The following is a 19,825-nucleotide window of genomic DNA, read 5'->3' on the forward strand; positions in this document are numbered from 1 at the left end:
AAGAAATCCTTTACGCCCTAGCTTGAAGCGCTGTTGCTGGTGGCAAAACATTATCGTCTGGACGGTTCCCCGGAGCGGGTTAAAGGCGAAGCTGAATGGCAGTTGCACCAGGTCACTCAGGAACAACTGATCGAAAATATGGCCCGTCAGCTCGGTCTGTTAGTCATTTTTGATGATTTTCATCCTGACCTGCTCGATCCGTGGCGGCTGCCGTTAATCGTGGATTTTGGTCCGCGCGGCGTCGGCGTGATCACCACGCTCGGCGAAGAGGGCAAAGTCAGCCTGATGCTGAGTGGTGAAAACCAGCTTCAGACGGTGCTCAGCGTAGAGGAACTGGCGGAGCATGCGCAGCGGGTGCTGCTGGCCAAGCCGGAAACCTCGGTGCCGGATGCGCGTGTCGATGACTATATCAAACCGCACCGTGCTGACTGGCTGTGGCAAACCATTCTGAAAGAGTGGCCGGCTTACGTTAACGTCATGTTTGCCTCGTTGATATCCAACGTGCTCGGCCTCTCGGCGATGTTATTTACCATGCAGGTCTACGACAGGGTGATTCCGTCACAGTCGATCCCTTCACTGTGGGTGCTGTTCGGTGGCGTGATGATCGCCCTGACCTTTGTCTTTATCATGCGAATTGTCCGGACCCATATTTCGGACATGGCAGGGAAAAGCGCCGATTTGCGGATATCCGATCGGGTCTTTGGCCATGCGTTACGTATCCGTAATGACCTGCGACCTAAATCGACCGGCTCTTTTATTGCGCAAATCCGCGAGCTGGAGCAGATCCGTGAACTGATTACCTCAACCACGATTTCCGCTATCGCAGATCTGCCTTTTCTGATCATCTTTCTGTTTATTCTCTGGCTGCTGGGCGGATGGCTGGTGCTGGTGCCGCTGGCGGCGCTGCCGTTGATTATTATCCCTGGTCTGCTGGCGCAGTCTTCGCTGGCGAAACTTTCAAAAGCCACCATGCGTGAGTCCGCGGTTCGCAATGCCATGCTGGTCGAAGCGGTCCAGGGCATGGATGACATCAAACTGCTGCGCGCTGAGCCCTATTTTCAGAATCAGTGGAATCATCTGAATGAGGCGATCAGTAAATCGTCTAAAAAACAGCGCTTTATTAGTAGCCTGCTGATGAGCTGGACCAGTGAAGTCCAGACGGTAGCCTATATCGGCGTGGTACTGGTGGGGGCTTTCTTTGCCATGAACGGTGACCTTTCCACCGGTGTGCTGATTGGCTGCTCGATGCTGGCGTCACGCATGATGGCGCCGCTGGGGCAACTGACGATGATTTTCAGTCGCTGGCAGCAAGCTAAAGTCGCCCGCGAGGGGCTTGAAAACCTGCTGAAAAGCGAGGTCGATCAGCCTGAACGCAGCATTCAGATCCATCGGCCACGTATTTACGGCGAGTTCAGCTTCTCGGACATCAGTTATCGCTACGATCCCCAATCACCCAATGCGGTGATCACCGTGGATAAGCTGCTGATTTCGGCGGGCGAAAAAGTGGCGCTGCTGGGGCGCAACGGCTCCGGTAAATCCACCCTGTTGCAAATGATGGCGGGTCTGTTGCGGCCTGGTGAAGGTGCACTGTTGCTCGACGGCGTGCGTCTCTCTTCGATTGATCCGCTGGATGTGCGTCGCGATGTGGGGCTGGTCAGCCAGACATCCTCCCTGTTCTTCGGCACGATCCGCGAGAATCTTCGTTTAGGGATGCCGCTGGCGACGGAAGAGGAGATGTTACAGGCGCTGGAGATCAGCGGAGCCATTGAGTTTATTCGTCAGCTGCCGGAAGGCATGGATTATCCGTTACAGGAGGGAGGAAAAGGGTTATCGGGCGGGCAGCGGCAGCAGCTTTTACTGGCGCGCGCCATTCTGCGTCAGCCCAGCGTGCTGCTGCTGGATGAGCCGACAGCCTGGCTGGATGACGGGGTAGAGAAGCACCTGATTGAAAAACTCAAAGCCTGGATGGGTAACCGTACGCTGATCATTGCCACCCATCGCCCGGCTGCGCTGCAACTGGTCGATCGTATTCTGCTGATCGACAGCGGCAAAATCGTCCGGGATGGCACCAAAGAAGAGATGCTGGTATCCCGTTCACCGACGCCTGCGCCACATCAGGGCAGAGTCAACCTTAGCACTCAGGGAGCCGCAAAATGATGAACTCTCTACACACTGTTATTAAGAAAAAGAAGCGTCAGTCTGCACGGCGGGGTTTCTCATCTGGCGGATTGATTGTGATGTCCGTGATGGTGATGCTGCTGCTGTTCTTCTTCTGGGCATCAAATTTTGAGCTGGATGAAGTGACGGTGGGCGTGGGTAAAGTGATCCCCAGTTCGCATGAGCAGATTATTCAGTCGCTGGAAGGCGGAATACTGAAAGAACTCAAGGTGCACGAAGGGGATGTGGTGGAAGCGGGTCAGGTGCTGGCGCTGCTGGACCCGACCCAGATCGATTCCGGTTTGCAGGAGAGTACCGGGCGGCTGCGGGCAGCGCTGGCAACTTCTGCGCGATTACAGGCTGAAACGGCAGGCACCGCGCTGATATTTCCGCCAGAGGTGCTGGAAGATCCGGCGCTGGTGGCGGCAGAAACGGCACTGTATCAATCGCGCCGTGAAAACCTGGAAAAGACGGTAAGCGGGCTTCGCGAAGCGTTAAGTCTGGTGAATCGTGAACTGCAGCTGACCTCTTCTCTGGTTTCAAGAGGGGCCGCCAGTAACGTGGAGGTGCTGCGGCTGAAAAGGCAGGCGAATGAGCTGAATAACAAACTCAGCGATGCCGAGAATCAGTATATCGTTCGGGCGCGTGAGGAACTGGCAAAAGCGAATGCTGAAGCCGCCTCGCAGCGTTCCATTATCATCGGCCGCGCCGACTCACTGAAACGCACCGTGGTGGTCGCACCGGTAAGAGGCATTGTTAAAGATATCGAAGTGACAACCGTGGGTGGCGTCATTCCGCAACGCGGTAACCTGATGGAGATCGTACCGCTGGATGAGCAATTGATCATTGAGGCGCAGATTGCGCCCCGCGATGTCGCCTTTATCACGCCCGGACAGCGCGCTGTAGTTAAGCTGACTGCCTATGACTTCAACATCTACGGCGGGCTGGAAGGCAAAGTCGCCTCGATATCGCCTGACACCATTCAGGATGAGGTTCATCGCGATCAATATTTTTACCGTGTCTATATCCGCACCGATAAAGATTATCTGGTGAACAAAAAAGGTAAAAAGTTTCCGGTTTATCCAGGGATGATCGCGATGGGTGAAATCCATACCGGCAGCAAAACGATCATGGAATATCTGCTCAAACCGCTTAATCGCGCCCGCGAAGCATTGCGCGAACGATAATCGCCCCGAACCACCTCCCCGGAGGTGGTTTTTTTTGGCCGGGAAAGCGCGCGAAGGCGGTTCGCGGCGCCGTGATTTAAGCGGGTAACAGGCCGGCAGCCTGATAATCCGCGATCAGCTGATCAAACAGCGCAATGTCGGAACGGCTGCGGGCCATCAGCTGGGCTCCGGCCACCGCGGCGAAGATGGCCCGCGCCCGCGGCAGGCTCTGTTCCGCCGGGATCGCGCCCGCTTTCTGCAACCGCGAGGCGAGCCACGCCACATTGATATCCGCAAAATGCTGCACTTCGGTTTTCACCGCCTCCGGGAGATCGTCATATTCGGCTGACATAAAACTGCCCATGCAGAGGCGATTTTCGCTTTCCAGGGAACGACGGAAAATATGCGGATAGTGCCGCAGACAGGCCAGCGCATCCGGGTTCGATTCACGAAGCGCCTCAAGATCGGCGGCGGTGTCTTCCCAGTAGCGTCTGGCGACGGCAGCCCCTAATTCCGCTTTGCCAGGAAAATGGTGATAGATGCTGGCTGCTTTGATTCCCACTTCACTCGCCAGTTCGCGAAAATTGAGGCCCACATAGCCGTGCGCCTGGGCACTTTTGCGTGCGGCAGACAAAATCGCTTCTTTTGCATTCTTACTCATCGGTTCCTCCTGCGACAATAATCTCATCCTACCATCTGGCAGGTAGTTGTTGACAGCAGAAAATAGCCGGTCTATTGTTTCCCTACCAACTGACAGGTAGGGAAATGAAAATGCAAAACGAACTCTTCTTTAACGATGCCACCGCGCTGGCTGAACTGATTCGCAACGGTGACGTCTCACCGGTTGAGGTGGTTAACGCTCACCTTGATCGAATCGAACAAACGAATCCGCAGATAAACGCGATCGTAACGCTGGCAGGGGATGCGCTGAAAGCGGCCAAACTGGCTGAGCAGGCGGTTCGCGCAGGCCAGCCGCTGGGCCCGCTTCACGGTGTGCCCTTTACCGTGAAAGACTCGATCGATACGGCTGGCGTGATGACCCAGCGTGGTTCACCGATTTTTAAACATCGTCTGCCGGCCCAGGATGCTACCAGCGTGGCGCGGCTTAAACAGGCCGGAGCTATTCTGCTGGCGAAAACCAACTTACCCGAATTTTCCTACTGGATTGAGAGTGACAATTTACTCAGCGGCCGCACCAATAATCCCTGGGACCTGAGCCGCACGCCCGGTGGCTCAAGCGGCGGTGAATCGGCTGCCATTGCTGCCGGCATGTCTCCGCTCGGACTGGGTACCGATCTGGCCATTTCCGTCCGGGGTCCGGCGTCACAAACCGGTATCACCTCGATCAAAGCAACTCACGGCAGCATACCGATGACCGGCATCTGGCCACGGGCTCCGCGCCGTTTCTGGCATGTCGGACCGATGGCCCGTTCAGTTCGTGATATTGCGCTCGCATTCTCCTTGCTGACGGGTCCGGATGGGCAGGATGCCTTTTCCAGCCTTGCCGGACAAAAAGGGCCAGGCAGGACGGGGCAGAATGATCGTCCACTGCGCATTGGCTGGATGACCGGGCCAGGCTTTGGACCGGTTGATGCCGACGTGGCCGCGGTGGTAAAAGCTGCTGCCAGCGCCCTTGAGCAGACCGGCGTTCAGGTTGAGCCGGTGAGTATTCCGGCACTGGAACGGGATTTTGCGCTGGAGGTATTCAATCGCCTGCATGTGATGGAGATGAAGCCCGCTTTTGCCGCCGCGGTTGCGGGTCGGGATCAGAGTGAGATCTATAAAATGGCCAGAACTATGCTGTCGCTGCCCGATACGCCGCTGCATGACTACATCGAAGCGGAACAGGCCGCAGAGCGGATTCGTGATGGTTATGCAGATTACTTCTCGCGCTACGATGCGCTGATTACCCAGGTATTACCGATTCCGGCCCACAAACATGATATCGGGCAACTGGTGATAGAGGGTCAGACCGTCGACGCAACCTGGCTGCAAGGCGCAACCGTCCCGCTCAACGTCACCGGCTTACCCGGCATCGCATTGCCTTTTGGCCGAAGTCGTGAGGGTTTGCCGATCAACATTCAGATTACCGGCAGGTGGCATGACGAAGCGACGATTTTTGATGTTGCTACCCGGCTGGAAATGCTAAGTCCGGTTAAGGGACTGCATCCCGGACTGCCGGGATAAAGTTAAATCTTAATCAAGCCAGCGAGCGGAAGTGTGGCTAGCTGGCTCTTCCTGATTATTTACCGCCTGCGCACCCGGTCAGATTTCCTCTCAGCCTGTGTATCCGCGTTGTGTTGCCGGGCCGGGTTCAGATGTTGATCGGTTTGCCTGTGGCGCTGATGATCCGTCGTTTCCGAAAAGAGCCGACAGTAAAAAACCGTTTCAGCTTACCAGGTCATTTCGCCGGTATTCACTTTGGCACTCAGCGCCAGTGAACCTTCTTCGGCCAGTTGCGGCCAGGCGGCTTTCAGCGCGTGAATAACCTGCGGTGAGGTTTTATATTGCGCCAGCGCCGCGTCAAAACTCTGAAGATACTTCAGCGTAAAATCGATAGCCTGACTACCGGCAGGACGTTCGCCGAGGTAGTGGCCAGGAATGACGTTTTTCGCCTGCAGTCCCTGCATTTCAGTCAGCACGTTGCGCCAGGCGGTGCGGCTTTGCACCGATTGCGTATCGGCGGTCCAGACATGAATGCCGGATGAAATCGCCGTCCCACCCAGGATGGTCTTTTCAGACGGAACCCAGACGTAAGCGGCATATTCATCAGGATGACGTAGCTCCAGCACTTCACCATCGATGCTGAAACGGGTCTGATGGGTGACGACAGGCAGCGTCAGCTTATCCGGCGCTCCTTGTTTCATCTGAGGTCCCCACCAGGCCAGCTTGGCCTGATGTGTCTGCTGAATGTGCTTTACCACGCCGGGCGTCGCAACCACCTTCACGTCAGGATAGGCCTTCACGATCGGTTCCAGACCAAAATAGAAATCAGGATCGCCAGAGGTGATCACAATCTCCTTCAGCGTTTTCCCGCTACGTTTAATCATCTCAACCAATTTTTCACCGTCGAGAGTGCTGAACTGCGCATCGAACAGAATGGCTTCTTTCGGGCCGCTGACCAGCGTGGAGGAGACGGCAAAAACCCCGTTGTGCTGCGGGTTATAGGTGTCGAAATGAAGCGGGGCCGCAGTGGCCGCAGTGGCGGTCAGAATCAGGGTGAACGGTAACAGCGTCTTTTTCATTATTTATCCTTCATGTTGCGGGCGTGCTTGCCTGACAAATTTCAGCGCCGCGCCGGGAGAGTCCGCAGGCGTCGCTGATGGCTCAGCCACTGGTGTTTTTTATCTGCGGGAGAGAGCGCGCTATTTTACCGGTTTTGTTATCTGGTAGAATTCCCGCAATCAGAGATGCTGAGTTTCATAAATCGTACAGGTGATGAGATGGATCGCGTGACTGCAGCGGCAGTGTTTAACCGGATATGTGAGCTGGGCAGTTTAAGTGCGGCGTCACGGGCGCTGGGGATCTCACGACCAATGGTCAGCCGCTATCTGGAGGAGATGGAAAAGTGGGCCGGTACCCGTCTGCTGCACCGCTCTTCGCGTCGTTTAACCCTGACTCCGGCTGGCGAAGCTATCCTGCTGAGAACCCGTCAACTGGCGCGACTTTCGGAAGAGATAGAGCAGGAGACGACGCAGGCTTCACCTGCCGGTACATTGCGCATTGCCTGCGCGCATTTTACTGCGACGCATCTTGTCGGCCCGGCTATTCCTGACTTTCTGGCCCGTTATCCGGTGCTGCGTATTGAACTGGAAATTAACAATCAGCCGGTCAGCCTGATTGGTGAGCGGATCGATCTGGCCATCCGCATTACCGATGCACCGGAGCAGGGTGCCATCGCACGCCGTCTGGGTGAGTGCCGTTCGGTGCTGTGTGCTTCACCGGCTTATCTGGCAAAACAGGGAACGCCGCAGACGCCAGAAGAGCTAGCGGTTCACAATTGTCTCTATTACAGTCGTTTTGCCGGCCAAAGCTGGCATTTTACCGCACCGCAGGGTGAAAAGATCGCCGTTGCCGTGCGCGGGAATTTCAGTGCCGGTATTTCATCGCTGCTGTGTGACGCTGCTATCGCCGATTGTGGCGTGGCGATGGTACCGGAGCAGGAAGCGCGCAGCAGCCTGGAGAGCGGCAAGCTGGTTCAGATCTTGCCGGATTATCAGCCGCAGACGTTCGGCATCTGGGGGCTCTATCTGTCGCGCGAACATCAGTCCGCCGCACTGCGGCTGTTTCTGGATGAACTGAAAAAAACCATCGCTCAGGTAAGCGGATAAGACCCATCGCTGATCTTAACTGACAGCATAAAAGGTGCTGAAAATGAGTCATGAACAACCGACCTACTGGAACCCTATGGTGCCTGAGCTGACCGTATCTGATTTCGCGGCTTCATTACATTTCTATGTCGAGATACTCGGCTTTGAACTGATGAACCAGCGCAAAGATCCCCCCTTCGCTTATCTCAGCATCGGCGACGCACAGTTAATGATTGAGCAATATCACGCAGAGGGCTGGAAAACGGGGCCACTGGAAAGACCGTTTGGACGTGGCGTTAACTTTCAGATCGAGGTTGATGATATTAAACCGATAGTATCGAGCCTGAAACTGAATGGCATTCCGCTATTCCGGCCGTTGCAGGATAATTATTATGTTATCGGCGAGACAACGGCGTGTCAGCGGGAGTGTCTGGTGCAGGACCCGGATGGTTATCTACTGCGTTTCAGTCAGTTTATCTCCTGATCCAAAGAGTGACTGAGAAACAATCCTAGCGGGTTACTGATCTGGTCAGGTGGCGAATATTATGACGGAATGATATTTCTGGTTAAAGGCCTCGTTATTAAGCATTGCCTGAGGCCTTTACTTTAATGCAGGTCGGTTTACTCTCTGTCCGGAATGATATTATCCGATTTGAAAGGCCATAAACATACCGTTGTTAAACCAGGTTACTTTCTCACCATAACCGTTGAGGGTCCAGCCAGCTTCTCCGATGGCGGAGTTTTCCCAGCTTTTATTCTCTGTCGCGCTGGCCAGGCCAATTTCATTAATGCTTTTGGCGGCGCGATTGTAATTAAAAATGCCTGAGTTCAGGCCAGCATCATTCCACATGCCCATCAGGCTGGCATAGCCAATATCTGCACCGCTGACGGCATTCATCTCTGCAACATTTAACTTACGCATTTTAACGTCCTTATTACTTAGGTTGTGCGGCTAAAATTAACAGCGTGCTAATTCTATCAGCAAAGTATTGAGGCCAGCGAGTCATCAATCGAAGGCGAGTATTGCCATAAGCTAATTTAAAATTCAGGTCGGCATTTGAAGTATGGATTTTATTCGATTGACTCGATAGGGGCTCTATGGAAGCGCAATTATTCAGTGCTGAATCTGTTTCGGAAAATAGATCTTTGAAAATATGTTGTTAATTTCCAGCGCTAAAAAATTAACCATTAAAAAATAAAACGTAGGGCATGGAGCAATGAGCAGGAGTGCGGCGTTACGCAATGTTTTTTTAAATGTAAAGTGCGTTACGCACGATCCTCAATCGGCTCGCTCTAAAAGTGTAAACGGCAGATTCTGGCCGCGACTCAACCCGTTTCGTCCGTCAACAACATAACCAGCAAACCTGCCGCTGTGCGGCAGGCTCAGCACAGCCGTTGGTAACCCGGTCTGTGCCTGGCTGAAAGGGAACGGCGTTGCACCGCGATATATTCATTTGATGTCCAGCAGCGAAATGATGAGGCTGACGAAAAAAAATGGTTAGCGCTTTAATGATAATCACCAGCCTGAGTTTTGAACGCTGATCACGACCAGCAGAGACGTTAAATAAAAATGCTAAGAAAAATCTCAAAGCCCAGCGGCTGAGCTATACTCATCTACGTCTTAATTTATTCAGTCAAGTCACATTCGGCTATTTAACGCCCTGTAATGACGCATTCAGCAGGGTAGTCATCACGCTGAGGGTTTCCTTACCTCTTTTTCTTATCGCTGGCCTCAATATACCGCGGTGAATGCCGATAACGGTCTGACACACTCAGGAGAATGCGCAATGAAATTATCGTTAAACGCCTGCTTAGCCACACTGCTTTTTACATTGTTCGGACAAAGTGCCAGCGCAGAAAGTTTGTCTTCCTCCGGCACTATTAGCTTCAGCGGAGCGATTGTTAATGGCTCCTGTGATATGAATGTGATGCAGAATCCGGCGGCACTTCAGTGTACCGATCCGATGACCGGTAAAATGGTAGTCAGCACCCTGGATATGACGAAATCGCAAAAGATGGGTCAATTGCCATTCACAGTCGAAACGAAATGGCTTGATGCCGCTAAACGGCAGGGCATGGTTACAGTTACCTACCTCTGATCCCCTTTATTTCCTCCTGAAAGAGTAAAATGCGGCCCGGCAACGATATCAGCGGCTTATTTGCCGCTGATAGACGCAAGCCAGATAGAATGAATTAACAAAAAAGAAGCGTGATTGATTGCCTGCTAATTAATTTATCGCGAGGAGATTACCGCCGCCATTCTGCTTTTTAACACCGCACCCAATAAAGCCATGCTGAAGTCAGGGTTAATATCGAATGGATTTCAAATCCAGGATTAATAACTGGCTCACGCTGCGTTGACCTGCCCGACTAACCGGTCGTTGCAGGAAGAAGGCAGTCTGTTATCCCTCAACCCCTGGGCACCTTTAACACAACGCTTTATCCGGTATTACGGATTGGCTGAATGGTTCGCTGGCGCGGGGCGTCAAACTCCAGCCCTTATCGCAATATGATATGCATCCACAGCAGCAACGCGGACGGCTACCCGGCTATGCCTGCGTCAACGATTGGCAGTGTCAGGACGCGTTCGGTCCGCTGAAGGCCTGTCTGGCCGCCGCCGGGATGGTATTCAATCCGCTGCACTGCGCCTTCTGAATAACTGCCGCCTCCTGTTGCTGACGGAAGCGCGGGCTGGCAGCAGGCCACGTCAGGAATACTTCCTTTAAGCCCTTGATTAAATTAATAAACTTCAAAAGTGCTATTCTGTGTGGCAGAGCGAAAACGGTCAGACACGGTTCGATCGCGCTGACAGCAGAATAAATTCTGCCTGCGCCAGTGCGGGCAGAAGCTCAATATTGCGAATACGTTCGCCTTTGTAAGCGGTAAAGGAGGAAGGTAAATGCACTATAGAAAACTGGGTCATTCCGGATTACAGGTTTCGCGCTTTGTACTGGGTACGGTGCCTTTCGGCGGAAAAGCGGGCTTTGAAAAAGCCGGCAATGTGAATGCCGCTGAAGCACGACGCTTCATCGATATCGCCCTGGATCACGGCGTCAATATGATTGATACCGCCGATCTCTATTCGATGGGTGGGGCCGAAGAAGTGGTCGGTGAAGCGCTGGGCGACAAGCGCGATCGGCTGATTATCGCCAGCAAAGCTCGTAGCCCGCTGGGCGACGGGCCGAACCAGAGCGGTGCCAGCCGCTATCATCTGATCAGAGCCTGCGAAGCCAGCCTGCGACGTCTGAGAACCGATCACATCGATCTCTACCAGATTCACAACTGGGATGGCATTACGCCGGTTGAAGAGACGTTACGCGCACTGGAAGATTTGGTGAAAAGCGGCAAGATTCGTTACTTCGGCACTTCGAACTACACGGCATGGCAGATGATGAAAACGCTGGGCAGCGCCGAAGTTAACCAGCTGATGAAGCCCATCAGCCAGCAAATTTACTACACGCCGGAGTCGCGCGAAGCGGAGTACGAACTGCTGCCGATGGCGCTGGATCAGGATATTGGCACGCTGGTGTGGGGACCGCTGGGAGAAGGACTGTTAACCGGTGCCGTGAACCGCCACAGCAAAGCACCTGCAACAACGCGGCAGGGAAGCGGCTGGCCTGAACCCTATGTGCATGACATGGATCGGGCATATGACATTATCGACGTGCTCGCCGGGGTGGGCGCAGAGCTTAACGCTTCGATATCGCAGGTTTGCCTCGCGTGGCTGGCGACCCGACCGGCGATTACCTCGCTGATTGTCGGTAACCGGACAGAAGCGCACCTGCGCGAGAACCTGGCCGCTTTTGACCTTCAGCTCAGCGAGGCGCAGCGGCAGCGCATTGAAAAGGTGACGCGCCCGGCACCGCAGTATCCTTACTGGCATCGGTTTACCAGCGGTATGGATCGTCTTGATCCCGCGGAGCAGGTTTTCCTGGATGAGTACCGTCAGACGCTGGATGAACGTCAGGATCAGGCCCGCAAATAATGTCCACAGGCCACCTCGTCAGGTGGCCTTTTTACTGTCCACCACCCACTTCAGGGAGCAAAACCATGACTTTCCGCTGGCAGGACCGGTCGCTGAGCGCAGATGAACGCGCCGAAAGCGTTCTGGAACAGATGACCCTAGACGAAAAAATGCGCTGGCTCAGCGGACCGATGGCGATCCCGGCGCCGGGTGAAGCCCCGGTTCCGGGAGCTTTAGGGTCAGCGGCCTGCTATCCGGCGATTGAGCGGCTGGGTATTCCGGCAATGCAACAATCGGACGCCAGCCTGGGCGTCGGGAACCTGGCGAACGTGCGGCCTGGTGACAATGCCACGGCGCTGCCCTCATCGCTACTGCTGGGCGCGGGGTTTGACCCGGCGATGGCCGAAACCACCGGCAACATGCTGGGGCGAGAAGCCCATGCCAAAGGTTTTAATGTGCAGCTGGCAGGCGGTGCCAATCTGATCCGCGAACCGCGAGGTGGCCGCAACTTTGAATATATCTCAGAAGATCCGCTGCTGACCGGGATCATAGCTGGCCATTCGGTGAAAGGCATTCAGTCACAGCACGTAGTTTCCACCGTGAAACATTTTGCGCTGAATGCGCAGGAAACCGGGCGCGTGCTGGCCAGTTCCGATATTGATGAACAGGCGATGCAACAGTCGGATCTGCTGGCGTTCCGGATCGCCATTGAACTGGGCGAGCCGGGTGCCGTGATGCCGGGTTATAACCTGGTCAACGGCGAATGGGCCAGTGAAAACCGTCACCTGTTGCAGCAGGTATTGAAAACGGAGTGGGGCTTTAAAGGCTGGGTGATGTCGGACTGGGGCGCAACCCATTCCACCGACAAGGCCGCGCTGGCCGGGCTGGATGTACAGTCCGGCAGCAACATGGACCCGGAGCCCTTCTTTGGCGATCCACTCAGGCAGGCGGTGGAACAGGGACGGATTCCGGCTGAGCGACTGGATGAGATGGTCAGACGGCAGTTAAGAAGCCTGTTTGCCGTCGGGGCGATAGACTTTCCCGCCACGCCGGGCGTGCCGATTGATTACAGTGCCCATCGGCTGATCGCCCAGCGGTCGGCGGAAAACGGCATCGTACTGCTGAAAAACAGTGATCGCTGCCTGCCGCTGGCGCTGAATCTGCCGCGTCTGCTGGTGGTGGGCGGCCATGCGGACAAAGGGGTGTTATCCGGCGGTGGTTCCTCTTCGGTTACGCCGGTTGGACATTATGCCGAACAAGGGGCCGCTATCATGGGCGTGGCGGTGCCAAAAGTTTATCATCCCTCATCTCCGCTACACGCCATCCGCTGTGAATTGGGTGCCGCACAGGTGGATTATCTGGAAGGCCACGATCACGACGCCGTTGCCAGCCAGGCCGCCGCCGCTGATGCGGTGATAGTGTTTGTTGAGTCGTGGAATACTGAAGGGCAGGATCTGGCCGATCTGACGCTGCCAGACCAACAGGATCAACTAATCTATGCCGCGGCACGGGCTAATCCCCGCACCATTGTGGTGGCAGAGTCGGGTGGCCCGGTTAAAATGCCGTGGCTGGATGAAGTCGGCGCGGTGCTGGCGGCGTTTTATCCCGGTTCCGGTGGCGGCGAGGCGATTGCCGGCGTGCTGTCTGGGCGGGTGAATCCATCCGGACGGCTGCCGGTAACCTTCCCGCAAGATGAAAATCAACTGCCGCGCCCGGCGATGACCGATCCGACTACCACCACCTCCAATCCCGGCGAGCCGCTGCGCGGTGGCGTGTTTCATGTCGATTACAACATTGAAGGCGCAGATGTGGGCTACCGCTGGTTTGAACGGGAGAAACTGAATCCGCTGTTTCCCTTTGGTTATGGTCTTTCCTATACCCACTTTACCGCCCACAGCCTGCAGATCACCCAGCAGGATGCGCGACTGCACGCCAGCGTCGTGATCAAAAACAGGGGCGATCGGGCTGGCGCAACGGTGGCACAGCTCTACGGCCGACGCATCAGTGATCCCAGCCAGACGTGGCGACTGGCAGGCTTTCAGAAAGTGATGCTTGAAGCGGGCGAAGAGCGGACGATACCGATTGGAATTGAACCCCGTTGTCTCGCTGCGTTCGACGTCAGCAGCCGGGACTGGCAGCAGATGACAGGTGAATATCAGTTCAGGCTGGCTGACAATGCGCTTGATGAAGGCATCAGCCTCACCCTGACGGTGACGGCGTGACAGCGCCAAATGAGGCGGCAGGGCGCTGAAAGGCAGAGCGGGACGGTGGCAGTGGCTGTTTCACCGGTGGTTTTGTGCTAACGCATTGACTTTTAATCCCGCTCGCCGAGAATGTCCCTTTTGCGACCTGACCAGATTTTACTGGAGTTCATCATTGCCGTTTATTCCCGTCCCGGCCTGACCGGGACCTTGATCAGGCGAGGCGCAGCGCTGGCTGCTGCACTGCTGCTGGTCAGCTGCGCCTCTCAACCACCACGTTCGCTGGTTACGCCTTTTCCGCCAGTGACAAAGTCACCGCAGCCAGTTACGCCTCAGCCTCCTCAGCCGCAGATAAAACAACCGGTGCGCGGCGTCTGGTTAGCCACCGTTTCGCGTCTCGACTGGCCGCCGGTGGAATCGGTCAACGGCATTCCCGCCGCCCAGCGCATCAGTCAGCAGCAGCGGGCGCTAATCGCTAAGCTGGATAACCTGAAAAGTCTCGGCATCAATACGGTGTTCTTTCAGGTAAAACCCGATGCAACCGCGCTCTGGCCATCAAAAATTCTGCCGTGGTCAGATTTGCTGACCGGCAAAATCGGTGAAGATCCCGGCTACGATCCGCTGCAGTTTATGCTGGATGAGGCGCATAAACGCGGCATTAAGGTACACGCCTGGTTCAATCCCTACCGCGTGTCAGTGAATACCAAACCTTCAACCGTCAGCGCGCTGAATCGTACTCTGTCGCTGCATCCGGCCAGCGTATTCGTGCTGCATCCTGACTGGATTCGCACCGCCGGGGATCGTTACGTGCTTGATCCCGGCATTCCGGCTGTACGTGACTGGATCACCAGCATTGTGGCGGAAGTAGTCGCTCATTATCCGGTAGATGGCGTGCAGTTTGATGATTACTTTTATGCCGAATCGCCCGGTTCGATGCTCAATGACAGCCAGACATTCCGCAGCTGGGGCCAGGGTTTTGCCTCTAAAGCCGACTGGCGCCGCCACAATACGCAGCAGCTGATCGAGCAGGTTTCCCGCACCATTAAGCAACTGAAGCCGGATGTCGAATTTGGCGTCAGCCCGGCTGGTGTCTGGCGCAACCTGTCCCACGATCCTGCCGGTTCGGATACGCGCGGGGCGGCGGCGTACGACGAAGCCTATGCGGATACCCGTCGCTGGGTTCAGCAGGGGCTGCTGGATTACATTGCTCCCCAGCTCTACTGGCCGTTTTCACGCCAGGCGGCCCGTTACGACGTATTAGCTAACTGGTGGGCTGAGGTGGTGAAGCCGACTAAAACCCGACTCTATATTGGTCTGGCGCTATATAAAGTGGGCGAGCCGTCGAAAATTGAGCCTGACTGGACGCGGCAGGGCGGCGTGCCTGAGCTGAAAAAGCAGCTTGATCTGAATGAATCCAACCCGAATATCGATGGCACCATTTTGTTCCGGGAAAATTACCTCAACCAGCCGCAAACCCAGCAGGCGGTCGGATATCTCAGAAGCCGCTGGGGTCGCTAACATCGGGCGCAACCGGATGACCAGTGCGGTTAAGTTTTCTTACTGTGAATACTGCTATTCTCATGTTTTATATGGGGGAACTATGAGCGACCTGATCGATATTTTTACCAGCCACAAAAGTGAACGCAGTTTTACAGAACAACCTGTCGATGATGCCGTACTGGATCGTATTATCAGTACCGCGTATCGCGCACCGACATCGGTTAACTCGCAGCAGGTCTCCGTGGTGGTCACCCGTGACGCCAGCCGGCGCGCGCAGATCGCCGAAATAGCCGGCGGTCAGCCGTGGATTGCTAAAGCACCGGTGTTCATTACCTTTGTGCTCGATATGCATAAATCGGATCTGGCGATATCGGCCATCGATCAGCAGCAGATTGCTCATCAGAGCATTGAAAGCATCGTTTCCGGCTCGACTGATATCGGCATTGCGCTCGGCTCGGTGATGGCCGCCGCGCGAGCGGAAGGTCTGGGGATTGTCCCGATTGGCGGTATCCGTCGCGATCCACAGGCGATGATTTCGCTGCTGGAACTGCCACCTCTGACCTTCCCGATTGCCGGTGTGGTCATCGGTCACGTTGATCAGCCTGCGCATCAGAAACCGCGTCTTCCTATGGCGACCTTCCGCCATGAAGAGACCTATCGCACGGAGCACATGTCGCAGCACATTGCCGCCTATAACGACGAAATGGTACAGCACTGGAAAAACATCGGTCGCAGTGACGGTGAAAGCTGGAGCGAAAGCGTCAGCGGTTACTATAAAAACATCTATTTTCCGAACGTGTTGCCTGCATTGCTTAAACAGGGTTTTGGCAACGATAAGTAATGGCCGGGCTATAACGCTGACAGTCTGATATCTGCCGCACTCAGGGCCATCCGTAACAGCGATTACGGATGGCCTTTTTTCATTTTGTTACTATAACGCTCCGTGACTTTACGCGGTGTCACCCATAATTTCCCTTTTAACCGAAGCGCTAAGGCTTTGCGCCGCGCTCTGCAGGGAAATCCAATGTCACAGCGTTCTCTCTCAGCACTTTGCCTGATGAGTTTTTTTCTGGCCGATGTCCGGGATGGTCTGGGCCCGTTTTTAGGCATTTTTCTGACCGAACGGCATTGGCGGGCCGATGAAATCGGCCTGGTGATGACCTGTGGCGGTATCGCCGGGCTGCTTGCCACCTTGTCTGCTGGGATCGCAGCGGACGCCACCCGGCAGAAGAAGCTGATCGTTCTGCTGGGTTGCCTGGTGATTACCATTGCGACACTGCTGCTGTGGTACAGCAATCAGAGCTGGACCGCCATGGTGTCGCAGGTTGTGGCGGGCGTTGCAGCGGCTTTTATCGGCCCTACGGTCTCGGGTATCACACTCGGATTAACCGGTCAGCAGGGATTTAATCAGCAGATGGGCCGCAATGAAGCTTTCAACCATGGCGGCAATACCGTCGCTGCACTGCTGGCAGGTTTCTCCGCCTGGTACTGGGGAATGGGTGCGGTATTTATTCTGATGACGCTGATGGCGATTTTTGCTGCGGTAGCGACGCTGGCCATTCGCGGCGATGAAATTGATCATCAGGTAGCGCGGGGATATGAAAAGGATCAACAGTCTGACCCGACCACGGGAATAACAACGCTGATGCGCCAGCCAGCGCTATTGATAGCCGGCATTACGCTGCTGCTGTTTCATCTTGCCAATGCCGCATTACTGCCGATGCTGAGTATGCGTGTGGCTGCAGCGGGCGCGCAATCGGCGGTCAGCCCTGGCCTGTACGCGGCAGCAACGGTGGTGATATCGCAAGCGGTGATGATACCGGTGGCGCTTTGGGTGTCAAAACGGATTGGTCAGCAGGGCTATCGCCGGCTGATTATGGTGGCGCTGTTGATTTTACCGTTGCGGGCACTGATAGCCGCCGGCTTTGCCGAACCGATATTTGTGATTCCGGTGCAGATGCTGGACGGCATGGCGGCCGGCATACTGGGAGTAGCGGTGCCCGGTTATATCGTTTCGTTATTGCGCGGTACCGGCCATGTGAATGCCGGTCAGAGCGTGATTATGCTGATGCAGGGCGCGGGCGCTGCACTCAGTCCGGCGATGACCGGTGTCATTGCCGCACGTTATTCTTACAGCATCGCTTTCTACGTACTGGGTGCCATCGCACTCGCCGCGGTTATCCTGTGGTGGCTCAGCGGGCCTGCACGCGCCATCCGTCTCGCCTGAGCAGAAACAAAAAAGGCTGCCCATTGGGCAGCCGTTTCTGGCAAATCCGTTTGCGACCATCCGTTATTTATACAGTTCTGCGGTCATGTGAACACGGTTGTTGGTGTTCGCTTCCGTAATTTTATACTGCGCGCCCTGTTCCTGAGCCTGGGCAGCGATTTTAGCTTCCGCGCCATCCAGGGTTGATGAGGTGACAGACACGCTCTGAGCGAAGCTGCCGAAGGAGATCAGTGAAAGAGCGGCAAGGGCGGCAATCGAAGTAGCTTTAATGGTTTTCATGGTCATCTTCCTTTGGGTTAGTGAGGAGGTTGTTGGCCTCCGATGGGAAAAATAATAACCCAGGTTACCATATCAATAGTGACAATTAGTGCGGTAATGATGATCGCGCTAACTACTTGCAGAGCCTTCGGCCAGGCTCTGCGCGACTTCCGTCATTAAATGACGCAGCCAGCGGTGCGCCGGATCGTCGCGGTAACGCGCGTGCCAGCCCATCTCGACCGGAAATGTGCCGAGATCGACCGGCGCAGGCAGAACTTTAAGCCGCGTATCTTTTGCCAGATGCTGGCAGATAAGGCGCGGCAGCGTTGCACAATAATCAGTTACCGCAATCATTTCCGGCACCGCCAGAAAATGGGTGACTGAAACGGCAACCTGACGGCGCAGACCGCGCTGTTCAAGCGCCTGGTATAAGCCGGCCCGCATCCGGCCAGGTGGCAGCACGTTAACGTGCCTGAGCTCTTCATACTGTTCCGCAGTCAGCCGGTCAGTGACGTCGGGATGATCGGCACGCACCACGCACGCCAGCCCCTCACTCATCAGGTGCTGCACCACCAGATTATCAGGCGGATCAATGATGCGTCCCAGCACCATATCGGTGTTACCTGATATCACGCCGGTTTCGGTCACGTCGTTGCCAAACGGCGTCAGCCGCAGGCGAATACCCGGCGCGATAGTCCGCAGCCGCGATACGATGGTCGGCATCATGACAAATTCAACGTAGCTATTCGGAGCCAGGGTAAAAAGCCGGGTCGCAGAGTGCGGATCAAAATCCTGCTGATCGAGGATAACCTGATCGATAGCGCCCAGCGAAGCCGCAACCACCTGTGCCAGCTGCTCAGCCTTGGGGGTAGGGCGCATACCGTAGCGCTCGCGAATGAACAGCGGATCGTTAAGCGTTTCCCGCAGGCGGTTTAGCGCATTGGAGAGCGCCGGCTGGGTAATACCGAGCCGCTCCGCAGCGCGGGTGACGTTGCGCTCTTCCATCATCACCAGCAGGACAGGCAGTAAATTCAGATCGTATTTCATTGAGCTATAATGCTACGTGAATAGCTGAAATTGAAGAAATAAATTTCAGAAATATGTTCAGCCAGGTGATGATGGTCCGGTCAACAGAGAACACGGTGGTTTTGTCGCCGGTTCCGAACCCTAACCTTAGCCTGACCCGATGCACATAGACGGAGCAAATATGAAAATTTTAATGGTACTGACCTCACATGATGAACTCGGCAACACCGGCAAGAAAACCGGTTTCTGGCTGGAAGAGTTCGCTGCCCCATATTATGCCTTTACCGATGCAGGCGTGGATGTCACGCTGGCCTCACCCAAAGGCGGTCAGCCGCCACTCGATCCTAAAAGTGATGAGCCGGATTTCCAGACCGAAGAGACTCGTCGTTTTCATGGTGATAAAGAGACTCAGGCGGTACTGGCCTCTACTGTCCGTCTGGACTCTGTTTCTCAGGACGCGTTTGACGCCGTCTTCTATCCGGGTGGTCACGGTCCGCTGTGGGATCTGGCCAATGACAAAAACTCTATCGCTTTGATTGAGCAGACGCTGCAGGCGGGTAAACCGGTTGCGCTGGTCTGTCATGCACCTGGCGTACTGCGTGATGTCAAAACGGCTGATGGCGAACCGCTGGTGAAAGGAAAAAAAGTGACCGGCTTTACCAACTCTGAAGAAGAGGGTGTCGGTCTGACCAATGTGGTGCCATTCCTGGTAGAAGACGTGCTGAAACAGCATGGCGGTATCTACTCCCGCGGAGATGACTGGTCATCTTATACTGTACAGGATGGATTGCTGATCACCGGTCAGAACCCAGGTTCTTCGGTTGAAACCGCACAGCTGCTGCTGAAAAATCTGGCTGGCTAACGTCACGGCGTGTAGTGCGCAGCATCAATCCTGTCAGGCACCGTCAAGGTGCCTTTTTTTGCCTGCGATATCAGTAGCCAGCGTGTTCTGGTGAGGCCATCCTGCTGTCATCTCCATGCTCTGCTCAGCGCTGAAGTAAACAGGCATCACAAAA

At 55.3% G+C, this 19,825-nt stretch carries 17 protein-coding genes; 12 read left to right on the forward strand and 5 right to left on the reverse strand.

Annotated features, from left to right (window positions below; all coding sequences use genetic code 11):
• Positions 1-33: 33 nt before the first annotated feature.
• Both ACX3P5_RS21635 and ACX3P5_RS21640 read left to right on the forward strand, forming a co-directional pair.
• Positions 34-2,157, forward strand: coding sequence for a type I secretion system permease/ATPase (locus ACX3P5_RS21635; protein ID WP_458969362.1), 2,124 nt, complete (start codon positions 34-36; stop codon positions 2,155-2,157).
• Positions 2,154-3,344, forward strand: coding sequence for an HlyD family efflux transporter periplasmic adaptor subunit (locus tag ACX3P5_RS21640; RefSeq protein ID WP_458969363.1), 1,191 nt, complete (start codon positions 2,154-2,156; stop codon positions 3,342-3,344). The genes ACX3P5_RS21635 and ACX3P5_RS21640 overlap by 4 nt, the downstream gene beginning before the upstream one ends.
• A 76-nt stretch (positions 3,345-3,420) precedes the next feature.
• On the opposite strand, the gene ACX3P5_RS21645 is transcribed toward ACX3P5_RS21640, so the two are convergent.
• The gene (locus tag ACX3P5_RS21645; RefSeq protein ID WP_458969364.1) at positions 3,421-3,984 is read right to left on the reverse strand and encodes a TetR/AcrR family transcriptional regulator; all 564 of its coding nucleotides are present in this window, start codon (positions 3,982-3,984) and stop codon (positions 3,421-3,423) included.
• Positions 3,985-4,094: 110 nt separating this feature from the next.
• Between ACX3P5_RS21645 and ACX3P5_RS21650 the strand changes: the two genes are divergently transcribed.
• Positions 4,095-5,510 carry an amidase gene (locus tag ACX3P5_RS21650; RefSeq protein ID WP_458969365.1) on the forward strand — a complete coding sequence of 472 codons (1,416 nt, stop codon included), beginning with the start codon at positions 4,095-4,097 and terminating at the stop codon, positions 5,508-5,510.
• Between the two features lie 206 nt (positions 5,511-5,716).
• Here the strand turns inward: ACX3P5_RS21650 and ACX3P5_RS21655 are convergent, their stop codons facing one another.
• Positions 5,717-6,568, reverse strand: a complete 852-nt coding sequence (locus ACX3P5_RS21655) for a Vmh family MBL fold metallo-hydrolase (protein ID WP_233988305.1) — start codon at positions 6,566-6,568, stop codon at positions 5,717-5,719.
• Between the two features lie 198 nt (positions 6,569-6,766).
• Between ACX3P5_RS21655 and ACX3P5_RS21660 the strand changes: the two genes are divergently transcribed.
• Positions 6,767-7,654, forward strand: coding sequence for a LysR family transcriptional regulator (locus ACX3P5_RS21660; protein WP_458969366.1), 888 nt, complete (start codon positions 6,767-6,769; stop codon positions 7,652-7,654).
• 43 nt (positions 7,655-7,697) lie between these two features.
• A complete protein-coding gene (locus ACX3P5_RS21665) occupies positions 7,698-8,117 on the forward strand; it encodes a bleomycin resistance protein (protein WP_458969367.1) in 420 nt (139 codons plus the stop codon).
• Between the two features lie 159 nt (positions 8,118-8,276).
• Here the strand turns inward: ACX3P5_RS21665 and ACX3P5_RS21670 are convergent, their stop codons facing one another.
• A complete protein-coding gene (locus ACX3P5_RS21670; RefSeq protein ID WP_233988301.1) occupies positions 8,277-8,555 on the reverse strand; it encodes a hypothetical protein in 279 nt (92 codons plus the stop codon).
• An 865-nt stretch (positions 8,556-9,420) separates the two neighbouring features.
• Between ACX3P5_RS21670 and ACX3P5_RS21675 the strand changes: the two genes are divergently transcribed.
• From ACX3P5_RS21675 to ACX3P5_RS21700, 6 genes are all read left to right on the forward strand, one after another.
• Entirely contained in the window at positions 9,421-9,732 is a 312-nt protein-coding gene (locus ACX3P5_RS21675; protein ID WP_233988300.1) for a type 1 fimbrial protein, read from the forward strand.
• An 800-nt stretch (positions 9,733-10,532) separates the two neighbouring features.
• Positions 10,533-11,618, forward strand: a complete 1,086-nt coding sequence (locus tag ACX3P5_RS21680) for an aldo/keto reductase (RefSeq protein WP_458969368.1) — start codon at positions 10,533-10,535, stop codon at positions 11,616-11,618.
• A gap of 65 nt (positions 11,619-11,683) precedes the next feature.
• The gene (locus ACX3P5_RS21685; RefSeq protein WP_458969369.1) at positions 11,684-13,819 is read left to right on the forward strand and encodes a glycoside hydrolase family 3 C-terminal domain-containing protein; all 2,136 of its coding nucleotides are present in this window, start codon (positions 11,684-11,686) and stop codon (positions 13,817-13,819) included.
• A 120-nt stretch (positions 13,820-13,939) separates the two neighbouring features.
• Positions 13,940-15,316 carry a glycoside hydrolase family 10 protein gene (locus ACX3P5_RS21690; protein WP_336756090.1) on the forward strand — a complete coding sequence of 459 codons (1,377 nt, stop codon included), beginning with the start codon at positions 13,940-13,942 and terminating at the stop codon, positions 15,314-15,316.
• Positions 15,317-15,398: 82 nt separating this feature from the next.
• Positions 15,399-16,139 (forward strand): nitroreductase family protein, encoded by a 741-nt coding sequence (locus ACX3P5_RS21695; RefSeq protein ID WP_233988296.1) that lies wholly within the window; start codon positions 15,399-15,401, stop codon positions 16,137-16,139.
• Positions 16,140-16,322: 183 nt separating this feature from the next.
• On the forward strand, positions 16,323-17,525 hold the full coding sequence (locus ACX3P5_RS21700; protein ID WP_458969370.1) for an MFS transporter: 1,203 nt from the start codon (positions 16,323-16,325) through the stop codon (positions 17,523-17,525).
• A 63-nt stretch (positions 17,526-17,588) separates the two neighbouring features.
• Here ACX3P5_RS21700 and ACX3P5_RS21705 read toward each other — a convergent pair whose 3' ends face one another.
• Both ACX3P5_RS21705 and ACX3P5_RS21710 read right to left on the reverse strand, forming a co-directional pair.
• Positions 17,589-17,804, reverse strand: a complete 216-nt coding sequence (locus tag ACX3P5_RS21705; RefSeq protein ID WP_031375549.1) for a YdgH/BhsA/McbA-like domain containing protein — start codon at positions 17,802-17,804, stop codon at positions 17,589-17,591.
• A gap of 108 nt (positions 17,805-17,912) precedes the next feature.
• Positions 17,913-18,830, reverse strand: a complete 918-nt coding sequence (locus tag ACX3P5_RS21710; RefSeq protein ID WP_458969371.1) for a LysR family transcriptional regulator — start codon at positions 18,828-18,830, stop codon at positions 17,913-17,915.
• A 160-nt stretch (positions 18,831-18,990) separates the two neighbouring features.
• Here ACX3P5_RS21710 and ACX3P5_RS21715 point away from each other — a divergent pair, with 160 nt between their 5' ends.
• Positions 18,991-19,671 carry a type 1 glutamine amidotransferase domain-containing protein gene (locus ACX3P5_RS21715; protein WP_233988293.1) on the forward strand — a complete coding sequence of 227 codons (681 nt, stop codon included), beginning with the start codon at positions 18,991-18,993 and terminating at the stop codon, positions 19,669-19,671.
• Positions 19,672-19,825: the final 154 nt, after the last annotated feature.

This window comes from Pantoea sp. S-LA4, from assembly GCF_054482835.1.